This is a genomic window from Stenotrophomonas sp. STEN054 (assembly GCF_056854535.1).
This window is the reverse complement of the sequence record NZ_JBXFWG010000031.1, coordinates 1-18,139: the sequence shown is the minus strand read 5'-3', so window position 1 is coordinate 18,139 and position 18,139 is coordinate 1. Positions and strand designations below refer to the sequence as shown.

General features: G+C 64.9%; 14 protein-coding genes and 1 pseudogene. 7 read left to right on the top strand and 8 right to left on the bottom strand.

Features of this window, described 5'->3' with window-relative positions; genetic code table 11:
* Positions 1 to 861: a sugar phosphate isomerase/epimerase family protein gene (locus AC1VXD_RS13130; protein ID WP_482992407.1), complete on the top strand. Its 861-nt coding sequence runs from the start codon at positions 1 to 3 to the stop codon at positions 859 to 861.
* Between the two features lie 18 nt (positions 862 to 879).
* Positions 880 to 1,176 (top strand): c-type cytochrome, encoded by a 297-nt coding sequence (locus AC1VXD_RS13125; RefSeq protein WP_482992406.1) that lies wholly within the window; start codon positions 880 to 882, stop codon positions 1,174 to 1,176.
* A gap of 9 nt (positions 1,177 to 1,185) precedes the next feature.
* Here AC1VXD_RS13125 and AC1VXD_RS13120 read toward each other — a convergent pair whose 3' ends face one another.
* The 5 genes from AC1VXD_RS13120 to AC1VXD_RS13100 all read right to left on the bottom strand — a co-directional run bounded on the left by AC1VXD_RS13120 (position 1,186) and on the right by AC1VXD_RS13100 (position 5,917).
* Positions 1,186 to 1,920, bottom strand: coding sequence for a 3-keto-disaccharide hydrolase (locus AC1VXD_RS13120; protein ID WP_482992405.1), 735 nt, complete (start codon positions 1,918 to 1,920; stop codon positions 1,186 to 1,188).
* A gap of 14 nt (positions 1,921 to 1,934) precedes the next feature.
* Positions 1,935 to 2,510: a gluconate 2-dehydrogenase subunit 3 family protein gene (locus AC1VXD_RS13115; protein WP_482992404.1), complete on the bottom strand. Its 576-nt coding sequence runs from the start codon at positions 2,508 to 2,510 to the stop codon at positions 1,935 to 1,937.
* Complete coding sequence (locus AC1VXD_RS13110; protein WP_482992403.1) at positions 2,510 to 4,195, bottom strand: GMC oxidoreductase; 1,686 nt, start codon at positions 4,193 to 4,195, stop codon at positions 2,510 to 2,512. The genes AC1VXD_RS13115 and AC1VXD_RS13110 overlap by 1 nt, the downstream gene beginning before the upstream one ends.
* A 27-nt stretch (positions 4,196 to 4,222) precedes the next feature.
* On the bottom strand, positions 4,223 to 5,122 hold the full coding sequence (locus AC1VXD_RS13105) for a hydroxypyruvate isomerase family protein (RefSeq protein ID WP_482992402.1): 900 nt from the start codon (positions 5,120 to 5,122) through the stop codon (positions 4,223 to 4,225).
* A 213-nt stretch (positions 5,123 to 5,335) separates the two neighbouring features.
* A complete protein-coding gene (locus AC1VXD_RS13100) occupies positions 5,336 to 5,917 on the bottom strand; it encodes a single-stranded DNA-binding protein (RefSeq protein ID WP_482992401.1) in 582 nt (193 codons plus the stop codon).
* Between the two features lie 375 nt (positions 5,918 to 6,292).
* Here AC1VXD_RS13100 and AC1VXD_RS13095 point away from each other — a divergent pair, with 375 nt between their 5' ends.
* Positions 6,293 to 7,324 (top strand): LacI family DNA-binding transcriptional regulator, encoded by a 1,032-nt coding sequence (locus AC1VXD_RS13095; RefSeq protein WP_482992400.1) that lies wholly within the window; start codon positions 6,293 to 6,295, stop codon positions 7,322 to 7,324.
* Between the two features lie 173 nt (positions 7,325 to 7,497).
* Here AC1VXD_RS13095 and AC1VXD_RS13090 read toward each other — a convergent pair whose 3' ends face one another.
* Both AC1VXD_RS13090 and AC1VXD_RS13085 read right to left on the bottom strand, forming a co-directional pair.
* Complete coding sequence (locus AC1VXD_RS13090) at positions 7,498 to 9,555, bottom strand: PAS domain-containing protein (protein WP_482992399.1); 2,058 nt, start codon at positions 9,553 to 9,555, stop codon at positions 7,498 to 7,500.
* On the bottom strand, positions 9,545 to 11,041 hold the full coding sequence (locus AC1VXD_RS13085; RefSeq protein ID WP_482992435.1) for an ATPase domain-containing protein: 1,497 nt from the start codon (positions 11,039 to 11,041) through the stop codon (positions 9,545 to 9,547). The genes AC1VXD_RS13090 and AC1VXD_RS13085 overlap by 11 nt, the downstream gene beginning before the upstream one ends.
* 210 nt (positions 11,042 to 11,251) lie before the next feature.
* On the opposite strand from AC1VXD_RS13085, the gene AC1VXD_RS13080 reads away from it, so the two are divergent.
* The 4 genes from AC1VXD_RS13080 to AC1VXD_RS13065 all read left to right on the top strand — a co-directional run bounded on the left by AC1VXD_RS13080 (position 11,252) and on the right by AC1VXD_RS13065 (position 17,576).
* A complete protein-coding gene (locus AC1VXD_RS13080) occupies positions 11,252 to 12,154 on the top strand; it encodes an ABC transporter ATP-binding protein (protein ID WP_482992398.1) in 903 nt (300 codons plus the stop codon).
* Positions 12,155 to 12,166: 12 nt separating this feature from the next.
* Complete coding sequence (locus AC1VXD_RS13075) at positions 12,167 to 15,751, top strand: ABC transporter permease/M1 family aminopeptidase (RefSeq protein ID WP_482992397.1); 3,585 nt, start codon at positions 12,167 to 12,169, stop codon at positions 15,749 to 15,751.
* Positions 15,752 to 16,680: 929 nt separating this feature from the next.
* On the top strand, positions 16,681 to 17,181 hold the full coding sequence (locus AC1VXD_RS13070) for a hypothetical protein (RefSeq protein WP_482992396.1): 501 nt from the start codon (positions 16,681 to 16,683) through the stop codon (positions 17,179 to 17,181).
* Positions 17,178 to 17,576: a hypothetical protein gene (locus tag AC1VXD_RS13065; RefSeq protein WP_482992395.1), complete on the top strand. Its 399-nt coding sequence runs from the start codon at positions 17,178 to 17,180 to the stop codon at positions 17,574 to 17,576. Before AC1VXD_RS13070 ends, AC1VXD_RS13065 begins: the two co-directional genes overlap by 4 nt.
* Positions 17,577 to 17,619: 43 nt before the next feature.
* Here AC1VXD_RS13065 and AC1VXD_RS13060 read toward each other — a convergent pair.
* Positions 17,620 to 17,984: pseudogene (locus AC1VXD_RS13060) on the bottom strand (hypothetical protein).
* Positions 17,985 to 18,139: the final 155 nt, after the last annotated feature.

Here is an 18,139-nt window from a genome sequence, read left to right as displayed (position 1 = left end):
ATGAAGGCTCCAACACGCAGGATCGCCACCGCCGCCCTGCTTCTGCTCGCCACCCTGCCCGTCTTCGCCGCGGAAACCGGCGGCGCTGGAAAGCCCATTGCGGTGCAGATGTATACGCTGCGCAACGCTGGCACGCTCGACCAGCAGTTGAAGATCGTCCACGACGCAGGCGTCCACGCGGTGGAAACCGTCGGCACGCAGAACGTCAGCGCGGCAGAGCTGAAGCAGCTGCTCGACAAATACGGCATCAAGGCGATTTCCTCGCACACGGCCCTGGCCGACCTGCGCAATGACCTCGACAAGGTGGTCGCCTTCAACCGTGCCATCGGCAACACCACGCTGGTGGTGCCCTACCTGGACAGCAAGGACCGGCCGAAAGATGCCGCTGGCTGGGCGGCGCTGGGCAAGGAACTGGGCCGCATCTCCGAACGGGTGCGCGCCAAAGGCATGCGCCTGGCCTACCACAACCATGACTTCGAGCTGGTCGACTTCGATGGGCGCACCGGCCTGGAGCTGCTGTTCGAAGCTGCCGGCCCAAACCTGCAGACCGAGCTGGACCTGGCCTGGGTGGCCCGCTCCGGCCACGACCCGGTGGTGATGCTTGGCAAGTTCCGCGGCCGTCTGTTCGCGGTGCATGCCAAGGACAACGCGCCCAAAGGCCAGGCCGAAGACGAAGGCGGATTCGCCGCCGTCGGCCAGGGCGTGCTCGACTGGAACGCGATCCTGCCGGCTGCCGCCAGTGCGGGTGTGACGTGGTACATCGTCGAGCACGACCAGCCGCGTGACCCGGCCAAGGTGATCCAGACCGGGGCCGACTATCTGCGTGAACACCTGACCCTGCCCGCCCGCGCATCGCGCTAGCCCGCAAAGGAGCTTCGTTTGAAAACTGTCCTGACCCTGGCCCTGACCCTGTGCGCGGCGACCCATGCGCTGCCGGCGTGGTCCAAGGAAGACCCTGCTGCCGGTGCCAAGCTGTACGCGACGCACTGCGTGGCCTGCCACGGTGCCGATCGCGCCGGCATGCCCGGCGCGTTCCCCGCGCTCACCGACATCGGCAAGCGCCTGCCGCCGGCACAGATCAAGGAAAAGATCAGCAAGGGCGGCGGCCTGATGCCGCCCTTCTCCCAGCTGTCCGCGCAGGAGATCGATGACCTCGCCAGCTTCCTGGCGAAGTAGGCGCGAGCGTTACAGCTCGCGCACCCAGATGTTGCGGTAGCTGACCTTGGAGGCGTGCTCCTGCAGATACAGCGGCGCGCACCCGTGCGGTGAGTAGGACGGCGCGCCGATGTACTCGGTCCGGCCCGCCAGCACGGTGTCGTCCTGCACCAGCACGCCGTTGTGCAGCACGGTGATGCGCGCCGGTGAGGTCAGCCCACCACCGGACGAGAAACGCGGCGCTTTCCAGATGATGTCGTAGGCCTGCCACTGGCCGGGCGCACGCGAGGCATTCACCAGCGGCATGGCCTGCTTGTAGATCGAACCGGCCTGGCCGTTGGCGTAGGTCGGGTTGCCGTGGCTGTCCAGTACCTGCAGCTCATACAGCTCCTGCAGGAAGATGCCGCTGTTGCCGCGGTTCTGGCCGTCGAAGCCTTTGGTATCGGCCGGCGTGCGCCACTCGACATGCAACTGCATGTCGCAGAAACGCTGCCGCGTGCGGATGCCCTTGCTGCCCGGCACTACGGTCATCGCGCCGTCGGCCACCGTCCACGGCACCCGCCCGCCCTGCTCCGCCTCCCAGGCGGACACGTCCCTGCCATCGAACAGCACGATCGCGTCCGACGGCGCAGCGCCGACCGGCGTGGCGACCTCCGCCACCGGCGCCCATACCTCGGTCTTCGCCGGATTACGCTCCGCACCGGCCTGCGCAAACACCGGCACCGCCGCCAGCACGCCCGCAGCCATCAAGAAAGGTCTGATCATCCTGTCGTACTCCATCAGCTGGTGGCCCAGGCCGGCGTACCTGGCACATAGGCCATGTCGCCGTCGTAGCGTCCGGGCACGGCGACGTACTTCAGCACTTCGGTCGCGCCCTGTTTCGAGGTGAAGAAGCCGAAGATGGCCAGCTGCTTGATCATGGTGAACGGATGCGGCATCGCCTTCGCGGTTTCCCCGGTGCCGGTCTCGCTCACCTCGACCGCGCGCCTGCGGGCCTCGGCATCCAGCGTGCGCAGCAGCATGGTACGCGCATCGGGCGCAAGGGCGACGAAGCTTCCGCCGGCGCGCTTGTCGATGTCGGCCAGGCCGGCACGGAACGTCGCCTGCTGCCGGCCGGTGTAGCAGTCGGTCACGAACCGCGCCATGAAGGCGCCCGTTGCCGCATCCTTCGCGCCGGGCGTGCGGGTGCGCGGCAGGATGGTCTCGGCGATCTCATCCAGCGTGGCGATCTCGGCCTCGGAGAAGCCAGCGCTTGGCGCCACGGCCGGCAATTTGGCGCTGGCCAGCGTCGGCAGGCCGATCATCGCCGCCCCGGTGGCGGCGACGATCATCTTCAACAGTTCACGACGATCCATCACAGGTTCCCCGCTTTCAGTTCGCGCACGGCATGGTCGGCGGCCCGCGCGGTCAGCGCCATGTAGGTCAGCGACGGATTCACGCAGGCACTGGAGGTCATGCACGCACCGTCGGTGACATAGACGTTCGGCGCATCCCAGACCTGATTGTTGGCGTTGAGGACCGAGGTCTTCCGATCACGGCCCATGCGCGCGGTGCCCATTTCGTGGATGCCCTTGCCGGGCGCGTAGTCGTTGTCGTGCATCTCAACATCCTTGACGCCGGCGGCTTCCAGCATCTCCGCCGCATCGGCCGCCATGTCCTTGCGCATCGCCCTCTCGTTCTCGCGCATGGCCACGTCCATGGCCAGCACCGGCAGCCCCCACTTGTCCTTGCGTTCGGGGTCCAGGCGGATGGTGTTGTCGTGGTGCGGCAGCATTTCGCCGAACCCGGTCATGCCGATGCGCCAGTCACCCGGCAGGCTCAGCGCCTCCTTCAGGTCGGCACCGATGTTCAGCTCGGCGATCTCGCGCGACCAGCCGTTGCGGCTGGCACCGCCCTGGTAGCCGAAGCCGCGCAGGTAGCCACGCTTGTCCGCCGCCACGTTGCGGAAGCGCGGAATATAAAAGCCGCAGGGGCGACGACCGAAGTAGTACTTGTCGTCGTAGCCTTCGACGCGGCCCGATGCGCCCGCGCCAAAGTGATGGTCCATCACGTTGTGCCCCAGCTCGCCTGAGGACGAGCCCAGTCCTCCCTCCCAGACATCGGTGGCCGAGTTCATCAGCAGCCACGTGGAATTGAACGACGACGCATTGAGGAAGATGACCTTGGCCGTGTACTCGTAGGTCTGGCCGGTCTCGGCGTCGATGATCTCCACGCCACGCGCACGCTTGCGGTCCTTGTCGTAGAGCACTTCCTTGACGATCGAGAACGGCCGCAGGGTCAGGTTGCCGGTCTTCATCGCCGCCGGCAGCGTGGCCGCCTGGGTCGAGAAGTAGGCGCCGAAGGGACAGCCGAGGATGCACTTGTTGCGGTACTGGCAGTTGACCCGGCCCTGCTCGGGCATCGGCTTGGTGATGTTGGCCGTGCGCGAGTGGATCATGTGGCGCGTGCCACCAAAGGCTTTCTGGATCCGCGCGGCGACGTCCTTCTCGACGATGTTCAGCGGGATCGGCGGCAGGAATTCGCCATCAGGCAGTACGTCCAGCCCTTCGCGCGTACCGGCGATGCCGGCGAACTTCTCCACGTGGTCGTACCACGGCGCGATGTCGGCATAGCGGATCGGCCAGTCAGTGGCGATGCCGTCCTTGAGGTTCGCTTCGAAATCCAGATCGGAGAAGCGATAGCTCTGCCGCCCCCACATCAGCGAGCGGCCACCGACGTGGTAACCGCGGAACCAGTCGAAGCGCTTGGTCTCGATGTAGGGCGAGTCCTGTTCGTCGGCCCACATGCCCTCCAGGTTCTCGGCCAGCGCGTAATCGCGCATCAGCACCGGGAACGCCGCCTTCATCGCCTGGGTCGGCCGGTTGCGATGCGGGAAGTCCCACGGTTCCTTCATCGCATTGACGTAGTCCTTCACGTGCTCGATGTTGCGCCCGCGTTCCAGCATCAGGACCTTGAGACCTTTTTCGGTCAGTTCCTTCGCCGCCCAACCGCCACTGATTCCCGAGCCAACAACGATGGCGTCGTAATGATTATCTGCCATGGGTCTATCACCTGGGTGGATATCGTTTCAGACGTCGCAGAGACGGATCGCCTCGCGCAATGAGCCAACGGGATCAGGCGCTGCAGGGATGAATTCCTGCGCCAGATACCCATCAAAACCGGTGTCGCGGATCGCGCGACAGATGGCCGGATAGTTCAGTTCCTGCTGGTCACCGATCTCGTGCCGGCCAGGCACGCCTGCGGTGTGGTAGTGCTTGAAGTACGCATGGTCCCGACCGATGGTGGCGATGATGTCGCCCTCCATGATCTGCATGTGGTAGATGTCGTAGAGCAGGCCGAAATTGTCGGAGCCGAGCCGCTTGCACAGCTCCACGCCCCAGGCCGAGTGGTCGCACAGATAGTCGGCGTGATCGACCCTGGAGTTCAGCAGCTCCATCACCAGTACGACGCCGCGTTTCTCGGCGTGGCCGAGGATGCGCTTGAGGCCGGCCTCTGCATTGGCCATGCCGTCCTGCGGGTCCATGCCGTTGCGGTTGCCGGAGAAACAGATGAGGTTGCGATAGCCTGCATCGGCCACGAGGTCGATATGCCGGGTGTAACGCGCCACCAGTTCATCGTGGAACCCGCGTCCGGCAAAGCCCTTGGTCAGGCCCAGCTCGGCGCCGTTGCACATCGAGCTGTCCACGCCATGGGCCTTCAAGGTCGGCCAGTCCTCCGGGCCGACCAGGTCGATGGCGGCAAAGCCGAGGCCCTTCACGGTCTGGCAGAGCTGGGCGACCGACAACTGCGGGAAGGTCCAGCGGGCGACGGAGTGCTTCAGCCGGCCCTTGAGCGGCGCGGCAGATGCGGCAGGGGGCAGAACGCCTGCCGCCGCCACCAGGCCCAGGCTGCCGGCGACGGCCATGCGCAGCGCCTCGCGCCGCGTGAGCCCCGGCGCAGGCGCCGGTTCGATGGAATGGATCGACATCCACTTCCCGGCCTCCCAACCGGTGCAAACACTGAGGATTCACAGCAATGCAATCGATTGCACCATACGGGAGGAATGTTTTTTTTTGCAAGACGCGGTGCACGAAAATTGATGCTGCAGGGCACCACGCACCTGACTGGACGCGCAAAAAAAAAGAGCCCCACGAATGGGGCTCCTTGTGAATTCACGTCTGCGCCTGCTGCCAGGCAGGCATCAGAACGGAATATCGTCGTCAGCGAAGTCGTCCATCGGCGGTGCCTGCTGCGGCTGCGGGCGCTGGTTGCCGCCCTGGTTGCCGTAGCCGCCACCCTGGTTGCCACCGCCCTGGTTGCCGTAACCACCGCCCTGGCCGCCCCGCTGGCCGCCGCCACCGCCGCCGTACTCCTGGCGCGGGGCCTGCTGGCGCTGCGGACGGTCGCCGCCGAAGTTGCCACCACCGCCGCCACCGCCGCCGCCTTCACCGCGGCCGCCCAGCATCTGCATTTCGTCGGCGATGATGTCGGTGGAGTACTTCTCCACGCCATCCTGGCCGGTGTACTTGTCGTAGCGCAGGCTGCCTTCGACGTAGACCGAGCTGCCCTTGCGCAGGTATTCGCCGGCGATTTCGCCGAGCTTGCCGAAGAACACCACACGGTGCCATTCGGTGCGCTCCTGCTGGTTGCCGTCCTTGTCCTTGCGGACGCTGGTGGTGGCCAGGCTGATGCGGGTGATCGCCATGCCGCCCTGGGTGTACTTCACGTCCGGGTCGTTGCCGAGGTTGCCGACCAGGATGACTTTGTTGATGCCACGCGCCATAGGTGTGTTCGTCCGTTGTACAGGGGCAGACCACCAGTGATAGCACGTCCTCCTGGCAGGAGGCAGTGGCCCGGGGCCGCCCCCGATGCATTTGGGGGAATTCAAGAATGTCCCATCTTATCATCGCCACCGCCTTCCGCCCGGTCAGGGAAGCTCCCGGCGGCGGCCGGATTGTCCCCTGGGCCCTTGTCCTGTCAGGCCTTGGGGGCGGTTCAACCCAGCCGACAGCAGGAATGGTCTGGACCTGTCCGCACCGGGCGGGTCCGGTCGCGTCACAGCCAAGCGCTGTCCGATCCGTCTCCCCGGCAAGACATCCACAGGGCCAGCAGCAGCCACCCGTGGCATCATCCGTGAATCTCCCAGCCTGCTCCCTCCATGACCATCAAAGGCAAAGCCACGTCCCTGGACATCGCCCACCTGGCCGGGGTTTCCCAGCCCACGGTGTCGCGTGCCCTGCGCGGCAGCCCGATGGTCAACGCCGAAACCCGCGAACGCATCCTGCGCATCGCCCGCGAGCTGAACTACAAGGTCGACAAGAACGCCTCCAGCCTGCGCCTGCGCAATGCCGGCACGCTGGCCCTGCTGTTCTTCGAAGACCCGACCAATGACGATTCGCTGATCAACCCGTTCTTCCACTCGATGCTGGGCTCGATCACCCGCGCCTGCGCGCTGCATGGGCAGGACCTGCTGGTGTCCTTCCAGCAGCTGTCCACCGACTGGCAGGCCGATTACGAGGACAGCAACAAGGCCGACGGCATCATCCTGCTCGGCTACGGCGACTACCACCAGTCGCGCGACCGCCTGCAACGGCTGGTCGAACAGGGCACGCATTTCGTGCGCTGGGGCGCGGCCCTGCCCGGCCAGCCGGGCGTGTCGATCGGCAGCGACAACTTCCAGGGCGGGCATGACATCACCGCCCACCTGCTGCAGCAGGGCTGCCGCCGCATCGCCTTCCTCGGCCATGCGTCCAGCCATTACCCGGAATTCGAGGAGCGCTACCGCGGCCACGTCCAGGCGCTGCGCACGCACGGCCTTGCCGCCGACCCGGCGCTGCAGCACGATGCCATCACCACCGAGGCCTCCGGGCAGGAAGCCTGCCAGGCGCTGCTGGCACGCGGCGAACGCATCGATGCGATCTGCGCCGCCAGCGATCTTATTGCCATCGGCGCGATGCGTGCATTGCGCGAGGCAGGGCTGCGCGTGCCACAGGACGTAGCGGTGACCGGCTTCGACGACATTCCGTTGGCGGCCTCGGTGTCGCCGGCGCTGACCACGGTGCAGCAGGACACCAAGCAGGCGGGCCAGCTGCTGGTGGAGAAACTGCTGGCGCTGATCGGCCGCCAGCCGGTGGAGAGCCTGAGCATTCCGGTGAAGCGGGTGGTGCGCGAGTCTTCGCAGCGGATGTAGAGCCGAGCCCATGCTCGGCTGCCATGGCTCTCCTGTAGAGCCGAGCCTATGCTCGGCTGCCTTTGTCCAGGCAAATCAGCCGAGCATGGGCTCGGCTCTACAAAAATCCGCAGAGATGACCGATCAGCGCAGCGACGGGAATCGACAGGCACGGCAGTCGAGCAAGCTCGACGCTACCGGGCTTCAGGCATGGCGGTGCGCACGGCGGTGCTGAACTCATCCAGGAGGAAGGGCTTGGCGATCATCGCCATGCCTTCGTCGAGGAACGATGCGCGCTCCTGGGCCTTTTCCGCATAGCCGGTCATGAACAGCACCGGCAGCGACGGGCGTGACTGGCGGGCGATCTCGGCCAGCTGCCGGCCGTTCATGCCGGGCAGGCCGACATCGGTTACCAGCAGGTCAATCACCTGCGCCGAGGCCAGGATCGGGATCGCCGCATCGGCATCGCCCACCACCTGGGTCTGGTAGCCGAGGTCTTCCAGCACCACGGTCACCAGCATGCGCACCTGCGCATCGTCTTCCACCACCAGGATCGACTGGCCGGCGCCACGCCGGATCGGCTGGGTCGTCGCCTGTGGGGCGGCAGCTTCAGGGGCGTCGTCCATCGGAATGAACAAGGACACCGTCGTCCCCTCGCCCACCTGCGACTGGATGGCAACATGGCCGCCGGACTGCTGCATGAAACCGTAGACCATCGACATGCCAAGGCCAGTGCCCTTGCCGATCGGCTTGGTGGTGAAGAACGGCTCGAACACGCGCTCGACCACGGCAGGCGCCATGCCGGCGCCGGTGTCTGACACCAGCACGTGCACATAGCACCCGGCGGGCACCGCCGGATACTGCCCCTCGCTTACGCTGGCGGCTTCAGTACGCAGGGTCAGCTGGCCGCCATGGGGCATGGCGTCACGGGCGTTGATCGCCAGGTTGAGGATCGCGCTCTCGAACTGGTTGGCATCCAGCGTGGCATGCAGTTCACCGGCACTGGGCTCGGCGACGATCCGCACCGATTCGCCGAGCGTGCTGCGCAGCAGGTGCTGCACCGAGTCCAGCAGCGCGTTGATCTCCACCGGCCGTGCATCCAGCGATTGCCGGCGCGAAAACGCCAGCAGCCGCTGGGTCAGCGCTGCTGCCCGCTGGCCCGATGCGGTGGCCGTTTCAAGGAAGCGATCCAGGTCATCCACCCGGCCCATTTCCAGGCGCATCCGCACGATGTCCAGCGCCGACAGGATGCCGGTCAGCATATTGTTGAAGTCGTGGGCGATGCCACCGGTCAGCTGGCCGATCGCCTCCATCTTCTGCGCCTGGCGCAGGGCCGCCTCGCTGGCCTCGCGCGCGGCCATCTGCATTTCCAGTTCGCGGGTGCGCTCGGCGACCTTGGCTTCCAACGCCTGGGCGTGCTGCTGGCTGCTGGCAAGCGCGAGCTTGGTGCTCGTGATATCGGTGACGAAGACATGGAAGCCGTCGACGTGGCCCTGCGCATCGCGGCGTGGCGAGTAGCGTACTTCGCAGTCGCGGCGACCGCGCAGGCGGTGTGGCCATTCGATCTCGAACACTGCACCCTTTCCCTGCAGGGCCGCCTCCATCGCCGGCCGGCGCTGCTGCCAGACGGGTTCACTGATGACATCCCGCACGTGGCGGCCGATCACTTCGCCGGTAGCCAGGCCGAACCAGTCTTCATAGGCGGTGTTGGCGAAGCGGAAACACATCGCCGTATCGACGAAGGCGATCAGCACCGGCATCGTGTCGGCGATCACGCGCAGCTCGGCTTCGCTGCGGGCCAGCGCGGCGCGACCCTCGTCCAGCGCCCGCAACTGGTCGCGCACCAGGAACTGCTTGTCGCGTGCGCGCAGCGCGCCCTGCACGGCACTCAGCAGGGAGACACTGCCCAGTGGCCGGTCCATCTCCACCACGTTGATCGACGCCGGCAGCAGCGGCTCGCGGGTGGAGCGGCGCCAGGAACGCGCCGAGCGCAGCAGGATGAAAGGCAGGTCCGACCATGTCGGCTGGCGCTGCAGCGCGGGCAGCAGCACGTCGCTGCCGCCTGCCATCGCCTCCTGGGTGACCACGACCAGGCCTGTATCGTCGTCCAGCTCACTGGCCAGGGCTTCCAGGCTTGGCGCAATGCCGGTGGAAACGCCCGCCGCGCCAAGCACCGCGGCGATGCTCTGCGCATCCCGTCCGAAGGGGGCGACGATGCGGACGACCGCCCCCCCTCCGCCGCTATCGGCCATCGGTCTGGCCGAGCAGCGCGGCGCTGTCGCCGACAAATTCCGGCGTGCCCGTGAGGATGCCCTGGAAATCGGCCAGCGCCTCGCTGACCGCGATGCCACGGCCATCGATCTTCAACTCGCGGATGGTGTCCTCATGCGCGCCGCCACGGTTTTTGATCACTGAAATGGCCTTGCGGATGCGGCCCTTGGCCTCGAAGAAGCGGAACAGCACCACCGCATCGGCAATGTAGGACACGTTGAGGCTGCCGGTGGACATGGTGCCTACCAGGCCGTGCTGCGGGTTGATGAGGAAGGTGGCCACGCCTTTCTGGTTGAGGTAGGACAGCATCTCGTGAAGCTGCAGCATCAGCTGTTTTTCCTGCGGCATGGCGGTAACGTAGCCGTTGAGGCTGTCGATGACCAGCACGCGGCAGTTGCGCTGCTCCACGGACTTGCGCAGGTTCCAGGAAAACTCGCCGGGCGACACTTCGGCCGGGTCCATCTGCAGGATCTCCAGCATGCCGCTGTCCAGATGCTTGTGCAGATCGATGTCCAGCGCCTTCGCGCGGGCCAGCAGCGTGCCCACGCGCTCGTCGAACTCAAAAATGCAGGCGCGCTCACCGCGCTCACACGCGGCCCATACGTACTGCAGGGCCACGTTGGTCTTGCCACTGCCGGCAGGGCCGGTCAGCAGGGTTGAGGTGCCACGCAGCGGTCCGCCGCCCAGCAGATGGTCAATCTCGTCGACGCCGCTGCTGATGGGGGTGCCGAGGAAGCGCCCGTGGTGTTCTGAAGCGATCAGCCGCGGGAAAATCTCCAGGCCGCCTCGGCGGATGACCATATCGTGATAGCCCGCGACGAATTCGACGCCGCGCAGCTTCTGCACCTGCATGCGGCGGCGCGCCGGGCCGAAGTCCAGGGTCAGCCGCTCCAGCGAGATCACGCCATGGCACAGGCTGTGTAGCTGGCCGTCGCGTTCCTCGCCGGTGGAGGTCAGGTCATCGACCAGGATGACGGTGGCGCTCTTGGGCCCGAAGAACTGCTTGATCGCAAGGATCTGCCGGCGGTAACGCAGCGAATCCTGGGCCAGCAGACGCAACTCGGACAGCGAATCGAACACCACCCGGGTCGGCCTGATGCTTTCGACCCGGGACATGATCATGTTGACCGTCTCGTCCAGCTCCATTTCCCAGGAATGCAGCACCGACTGCAGCCGGCCATTACCCATCGCGCCTTCGGCCGAGCCAAGCTCGAACAGGTGCAGGCCCTCCAGCGACCAGCCGTGGGCGCTGGCGACTTCGCGCAGTTCCTCGGCGGTCTCGGACAGGGTGATGTACAGGCACTGCTCGCCTTGGCGCAGCCCTTCCAGCAGGAACTGCAGCGACAGCGTGGTCTTGCCCGAGCCTGGGGGGCCTTCCAGCAGGAACAGCCGGGCCTGCGGCAGGCCGCCGCCGAGGATCGTGTCGAGCCCCTCTACACCAGTCGTAATACGCATGTGCGCCTGCATGGCTTTGAACTGGGGCAAAGCCTATCGGTGCCACTGTGGAGGCATCGTGTGATGAGAAGCACTGACCGCCGCCCCATTCAGGTTTGTTTCACCGCCGATTCACCCCCGCTGGGTTCTGTCCGTCGGCCAACCATGACCATCGGCGTTTGACCGACGTTGTATTCAGCGCGATAAACGGCTCTTCACACACAGGGAAGAGGTGTACGCCACATGCTGCAGATCGACTCGCTGTCCAAGACCTACGCAAACGGCGTCCACGCGTTGAACGCGGTCACCCTGGACATCCCGCGCGGCATGTTCGGCCTGCTCGGCCCCAACGGCGCCGGCAAGTCCTCGCTGATGCGTACCCTGTCCACGCTGCAGGAAGCCGACAGCGGCACAGCGGTGCTGAGCATTCCCGGCGAGGCGCCGATCGACGTGCTGCGCGACAAGGACGCCGTGCGCCGCCGCCTGGGCTACCTGCCGCAGGATTTTGGCGTCTACCCCAAGGTCAGCGCGCTCGACCTGCTGGAGCATTTCGCCGTGCTCAAGGGCCTGACCCAGCGCGCGCAGCGCCGCGAAGTGGTGGACGGCCTGCTGCAGCAGGTGAACCTGTGGGACGCGCGCAAGCGCAAGCTGGGTACCTACTCCGGCGGCATGCGCCAGCGCTTCGGCATCGCCCAGGCCCTGCTGGGCGATCCGCGCCTGGTCATCGTCGATGAGCCCACCGCCGGCCTCGACCCCGAGGAACGCAACCGCTTTCTCAACCTGCTGGCGGCCATCGGCGAGAACGTCGCGGTGATCCTGTCCACCCACATCGTGGAGGACGTGACCGACCTGTGCCCGAGCATGGCCATCATGAACAAGGGCCAGGTGCTGCTGACCGGCCGCCCCACCGATGCCATCGAAGCGCTGGCACACCAGGTCTGGCGCAAGCAGGTCGATCCGTCCGAGCTGGCCGACCACGAGGCGCGCTATGTGGTGCTGTCCACGCGCCTGGTCGGCGGCCGCCCGGTCATCCACATCCACAGTGCCAGCGATCCCGGCGATGGCTTCCGCGCCGTGGCCCCCGATCTCGAGGACGTCTACTTCCAGCGCCTGCGCCTGCAGGCTCGTGCCCGCGCGGCAGCCTGAGCGGAGCACCCCATGATCCTCAATTTCTTCCGCTTCGAGCTGCGCGAGCAGCTGCGTTCTCCCCTGCTGTGGCTGCTGGCCGGGCTGTTCGCCCTGCTCGCCTTCGCCGCCGCCTCCAGCGATGCGGTGCAGATCGGTGGTGGCAGCGGCAATGTGCACAGCAATGCGCCGACGGTGATCGCGCAGATGCTCGGCATCTTCACCTTGCTGGGGATGCTGGTGAACGCGCTGTTCGTCAGCAACGCGTTGCTGCGTGACTTCGAACTGGGAACTGCCGAATTGATCTTCGCCAGCCCGGTGAAGCGTCGCGACTACCTGGCCGGTCGCATCGCCGCGGCCCTCGTTGCCGGGCTGCTGGTCTACATCATCATCGCCTTCGGCCTGTGGCTGGCACCGTTCATGCCCTGGGTCGATCCCGAGCGCATGGGCCCGATCAGCTGGCAGGGCTTTGCCTGGGCGTTCGCGGTCATCGTCATTCCGAACCTGCTGTTCACCACCGCACTGCTGTCGCTGCTGGCGGCGCTGACCCGCTCGATCCTCTGGGTGTACATCGGCCTGGTGGCCTACCTGGTGCTGTACGGTGCCAGCGCCGCCCTGCTGCGTGACATCGACAACACCTGGATCGCGGTGCTGAGCGAGCCGCTGGGCATGCGTGCGCTGGGCCGTACCATCCGCTACTGGTCCACCGCCGAACGCAACGGCGGCATCCCCGAACTGGCCGGCTACCTGCTGGCCAACCGCGCCCTGTGGCTGGGCGTGGCCGCAGCACTGTTCGCCGCCACGTTTGCCCTGTTCCGTACCGAACGCAGTGGCAGCGGCCGCCGCCGCTGGGGCCGCAGGCACGCGCTGCCGGCCGCCGATGCGGGTGCCGGCCGCCCCAGCCGCACGCCCCTGCCGCGGGTGGTACCGGTGTTCACCGCGGGCACGGCGTGGCAGCAGTTCCTGCGCCAGGTCCGCTTCGACACGCGTGGCGTGCTGCGCAGCGTGCCGTTCATCGTGCTGCTGGTGCTGGGCCTGGCCAACTTCCTGCCCAGTGCATTGTTCCGGCAGACGCTGTACGGCACTCCGATCTGGCCGGTCACCTCGCAGATGGTCATGGCCCTGCAGGGCGCCTTCAGCTGGCTGCTGGTGATCATCGTGCTGTTCTTCGCCGGCGAGCTGGTCTGGAAGGAACGCGGCGCACGCATCAATGAAGTGACCGACGCCATGCCCGTGCCGAACTGGGTACCGCTGCTGGCCAAGTTCACCGCGCTGCTGGCAGTGATCGCCTGTTTCCAGGCCGCCGGCGCGCTGGCGGCGATGGGCGTGCAGCTGGCCAAGGGCTACACCCACCTGGAGCCACTGCTGTACCTGCGCAGCCTGGCACTGGATTCGGTGGTCTACATCCTGATGGGTGGCCTGGCGCTGGTGCTGCAGGTTCTCACCAACAACAAGTTCGTCGGCTATGCACTGCTGATCATCGTGATGATCGGCCAGGGCGTGCTGGGCATGCTGGACTACACGCAGAACATCTACAACTTCGGCAGCTGGCCCAATGCCCCCTATTCGGACATGAACGGCTATGGCCATTTCCTGGCCGGGCAGCTGGCGTTCCAGGGCTACTGGGCGCTGTTCCTGCTTGCGTTGATGTGCCTGGCCTCGGCCTTCTGGGTGCGAGGTGTCAGCCAGGGCCTGCGCCAGCGCCTGGCCCTGGCCGGCCGTCGCCTGCGCGGTCCGACCGGTGCCTTCGCCGCGGTCGCTGCGCTGGCGTTCGTGGTCGTCGGTGGCTGGTTGTACTGGAGCACCAACGTCCGCAACGCGTTCCTTTCCCCGGACCAGCAGCTGGATCTGCAGGCCCGCTACGAGCGCGAGCTGTCCAGGTACCGCACGCTGCCGCAGCCGCGCATCGTGGCGGTGGACAACCGCGTGGACCTGTTCCCGGAATCGCAGTCCATGGTGATCGACGCCCACTGGCAGGTGCGCAACACCCATGCCGTCCCGATCCAGGACGTGCACGTCTCGATGGGAGATGACAAGCAACTGCTCGCCGTCGATCTGGGTGGGCAGACCCTGGCGATGCACGACGCCGATCTTGGCTACCGCATCTACCGACTGCAAACACCGCTGCAACCAGGTGAAACCCGCAACGTGCATTTCCGGGTGATGCAGAAACCCGACGGCATCACCGCCGGCCAGGCGCCGAGCAACATCGTGGACAACGGCACGTTCTTCAACAGCCGCGTGCTGCCTTCCTTCGGCTACAACGAAGGTGCCGAGACCAGTGACCGCAATGAGCGGCGCAAGCGCGGCCTGGGTGAACTACGGCGCATGCCCAAGCTGGAAGACGAGGCCGCGCGCGCCAACACCTATGTGTCCAACGATGCCGACTGGCTCGACTTCCGCACCACGGTCTGCACCGCGCCGGACCAGGTGGCGCTGGCCCCCGGCTACCTCCAGCACGAAACCACGGTCAATGGCCGCCGCTGCTTCAGCTATGCCATGGACCGGCCGATGCTTAACTTCTATGCCTACCTGTCGGCACGCTGGGAGGTACGCAAGGCGAAGTACAAGGACATCCCGATCGAGGTCTACTTCGACCCGGCGCACGGCTACAACGTGGACCGGATGATTGAAGCCGTGCAGAAGTCGCTGGCCTACTACGAAGCGAACTTCACGCCGTACCAGCATCGCCAGGTGCGCATCATCGAATTCCCCGGCTATGCCCGCTTCGCGCAGTCCTTCGCCAACACCATTCCCTATTCCGAGGCCATCGGCTTCATCGCCGACCTGCGTGATCCGGACAAGGTGGACTACGTGTTCTACGTGACCGCCCATGAGGTTGCCCACCAGTGGTGGGCGCACCAGGTGATCGGTGCCAACGTGCAGGGCGCCACGGTGCTGTCCGAGTCGCTGTCGCAGTACTCGGCATTGATGGTGATGGAGCAGGCGTACGGCCGCCAGCACATGCGCCAGTTCCTCAAGCGCGAGCTGGATGGCTACCTGTCCGGGCGCGGCGGCGAGGCCATCGAGGAACAGCCGCTGGAGCGCGTGGAGAACCAGCAGTACATCCACTACCAGAAGGGATCGCTGGTGTTCTACCGGCTGCGCGAGGAGATCGGCGAAGAGGCTTTGAACCGTGCGTTGAAGCGCTTCCTGCAGGACAAGGGCTACCAGCAGCCGCCGTACACCACCTCGCGCGAACTGCTCGACTACATCCGCGCCGAAACGCCGGCGGATCGCCAGGCGCTGGTCACCGACCTGTTCGAGAAAATCAGCTTCTACGACAACCGGGTGATGTCCGCGAGCGCGCGCAAGCGCGAGGATGGTCGCTACGACGTGACACTGGTCCTGCACGCGGCCAGGCAGTACGCCGACGGCAAGGGCCAGGAGAGCGACGGCAGGATGGATGACTGGATCGAGATTGGCGTGTTCGCCAACGGGCCGTCGGGCAAGGAACGCGACCAGAAGGTGCTGTACCTGCAACGCCACCACGTGACCACGGCCGAGCCCACCATTACGGTGACGGTGGACAGCAAGCCGGACGAGGCCGGGTTTGATCCGTACAACAAGCTGATCGACCGCGTCAGCGACGACAACCGCAGGAAGGTTTCGATGTGATGCCGGCGGAGGTGCCGGTGATTGCCGGCACCTCCGTCACCCTGATACCCGTTGTTCGCCCCATACAGGATGAGTCGAGCATGCCTCGAACCTGTCCCAGTAGTGCCAGGCCATGCCTGGCAGAGCTTGCCCGCATCACCCTCGTGGCGATGCCCCGCGCCTAGGGCCGAACTGAATCCAGTAGTGCCAGGCCATGCCTGGCAGGGTTTCCCCGCATCACCCTCGCGGCGCCCCACGATTCGGCCTCAGCAACGCCATCAGCACATACACCACGATAGAAGCGACCGTGCCCAGCAGCGCAGGCCCGCCAAAGGCCCAGGCCGGACGGCCCTGCTGCCGCGCGCACTCACAGGCCAGCCTCTCATTCCCTAACATCCAAACGATCCTGTTTCCTGCGCGTCGAAAGCAGATGGCCTATTCAGATCAAATAGCCAGGCCGGCAGCATGAACACACGGGTTCACGTCAATTCCGAGTCGAATCCGCGTACAGCAATCGCCAACCAAGGGAATCAGATCATGAAAAACATTGTGGCGTCGGTATTGATTATGACCGCATACGCTGCCTTTCCGTCAACAGCACATGCAGTTCAAATCGTGACCTGCGGAAACTGCGCGCAGGATTGGCAGTATGAGTCTGCAGGCGAAATCGCCCATGGTGTTCGTCGCGGTTGGGATAGGTATATGGCCCTCAATCCCAATACTGCGAAAGCGCTATACGTCACTGTCAACTACGTCCCACCCGGGGAAGTACCCAGGCGAATCGAGAGGGCTCATTTACCTGTGGGATTCGTTGATATCAAAGACATTGAAGTCCCTACTTGGCGCTTACCCAGCAGATCCATAAGCACTCCATATGGTCAAGGAGACTACGACAGCAGTTCACATGAACCAGCGATGGCGAACGCCTCCAGCTAGAGGCTATCGTCCACATGTCCAAAGAGTGGATTTTCGTCAAACCCAGCAATGACAGCGGATATTTTTCAAGCGTATACGTCGCGAATCAATTCATTCCTGCGGTTGACGATGCAATCCGAATTGCGCATACGACGAAAAATCCAGCGTGGCAGCACGGCCAAATCAATGGAAACCTTGTCGGATCGCTATTCAGATCTCTCGAATACTTCTTTGGGAAAGGTGTCGGCGGCTGCCTGCTGATGGATAACGGAGACACCGCCTGCTGGCAGATCAATCCAATGGCGAGAGGAGCTGCGCGCCTTATTGAAGGCACCGCCAAAAATGTCCATGGCGATCTCCTCCCCGAATCGGACACAATCAAGAACGGAGGAAACATCAATATCGACATCGACAAGGGCGATTGGCCTCGCGAAGTCCGCTATCTCTTCGGGGGTGGACAATTCCGATGCGGCACTGTGAATGGAAAGCTTGATCGCTGCGAATGGATTCTTCCGCGCCAGGACAAGACGCAATGAAGAAATTTATTCTTTTCGGAACATACCTGCTTACAGCGATTCTCTCGTTAATTCTAGGGTTTTTTTACGCAAACCAGATGATCCCCAGCCCACGACAGCAGTACACAGATGATCTTGCCATGTCGATCCATACCCTGTTTGACGAACACGGACAAGCAAGAGAGGCCGCCGTACTTCGCGGAAGAATTTCACTACAAATCGCAAACAGCCTTCAACTTTCTGTCGACTCACCTGGAAGGTCCGAGGCGGAACTTGAGCGCCTCAAGGCACTCAGTAATCGCGTGATCGAGCAGGATCTGTTCAGGTACGTTGAACAAAAAGATGCTCGACGCAATGCGCTTGACCGGGCCATGTACATGACAGGCAACGAAATAACATCTTCCATGTCACGGTAGCAGTACGAACCCTTGTCAGGCAGTAGCAGCCCCCCGGGCGACTTCAATCTTGCGGCGACACTCCGAGCTTCGGCCCCGGGTAAGGCAAACAGGCGGTACACCACCATCGCGGCGACCGTGCCAAGGACGGCAGGGCCGCGAGCAGCACATACACCACATCGAAGCGACCGTGCCCAGCAGCGCAGGTCCACCAAGGGCCCAGGCCGCACGGCCCTGCTGCCGAGCCCATTGGCCCAGATGCCAGGCGGCGCCCAGGTTGATCAGCCCGGCAAGGGCGAACACCGGCCACTGCGCCATGCCGACGGCGCGCAGCAGCGGCAGGACCAGCAGCGCCGCGACGATCGCTGCGATCAGGAAGATCAGGGCAGCGCGCGAATGACGAGGTGCAGGTGCATTTTCCAGTTCCATGGACACTCCCTGTTGGGCTGCCATCGCCGTTCTGCAACGTCGAGCATGGCTTGTATGTTCCTCCCGGCTCCCACGAGGTATGTAGGAGCCAGGGTGGAGGGACCGTCAACATGTTATCTGCGGGTACCAGCCGACAGACGAGTCGAGCGATCCCC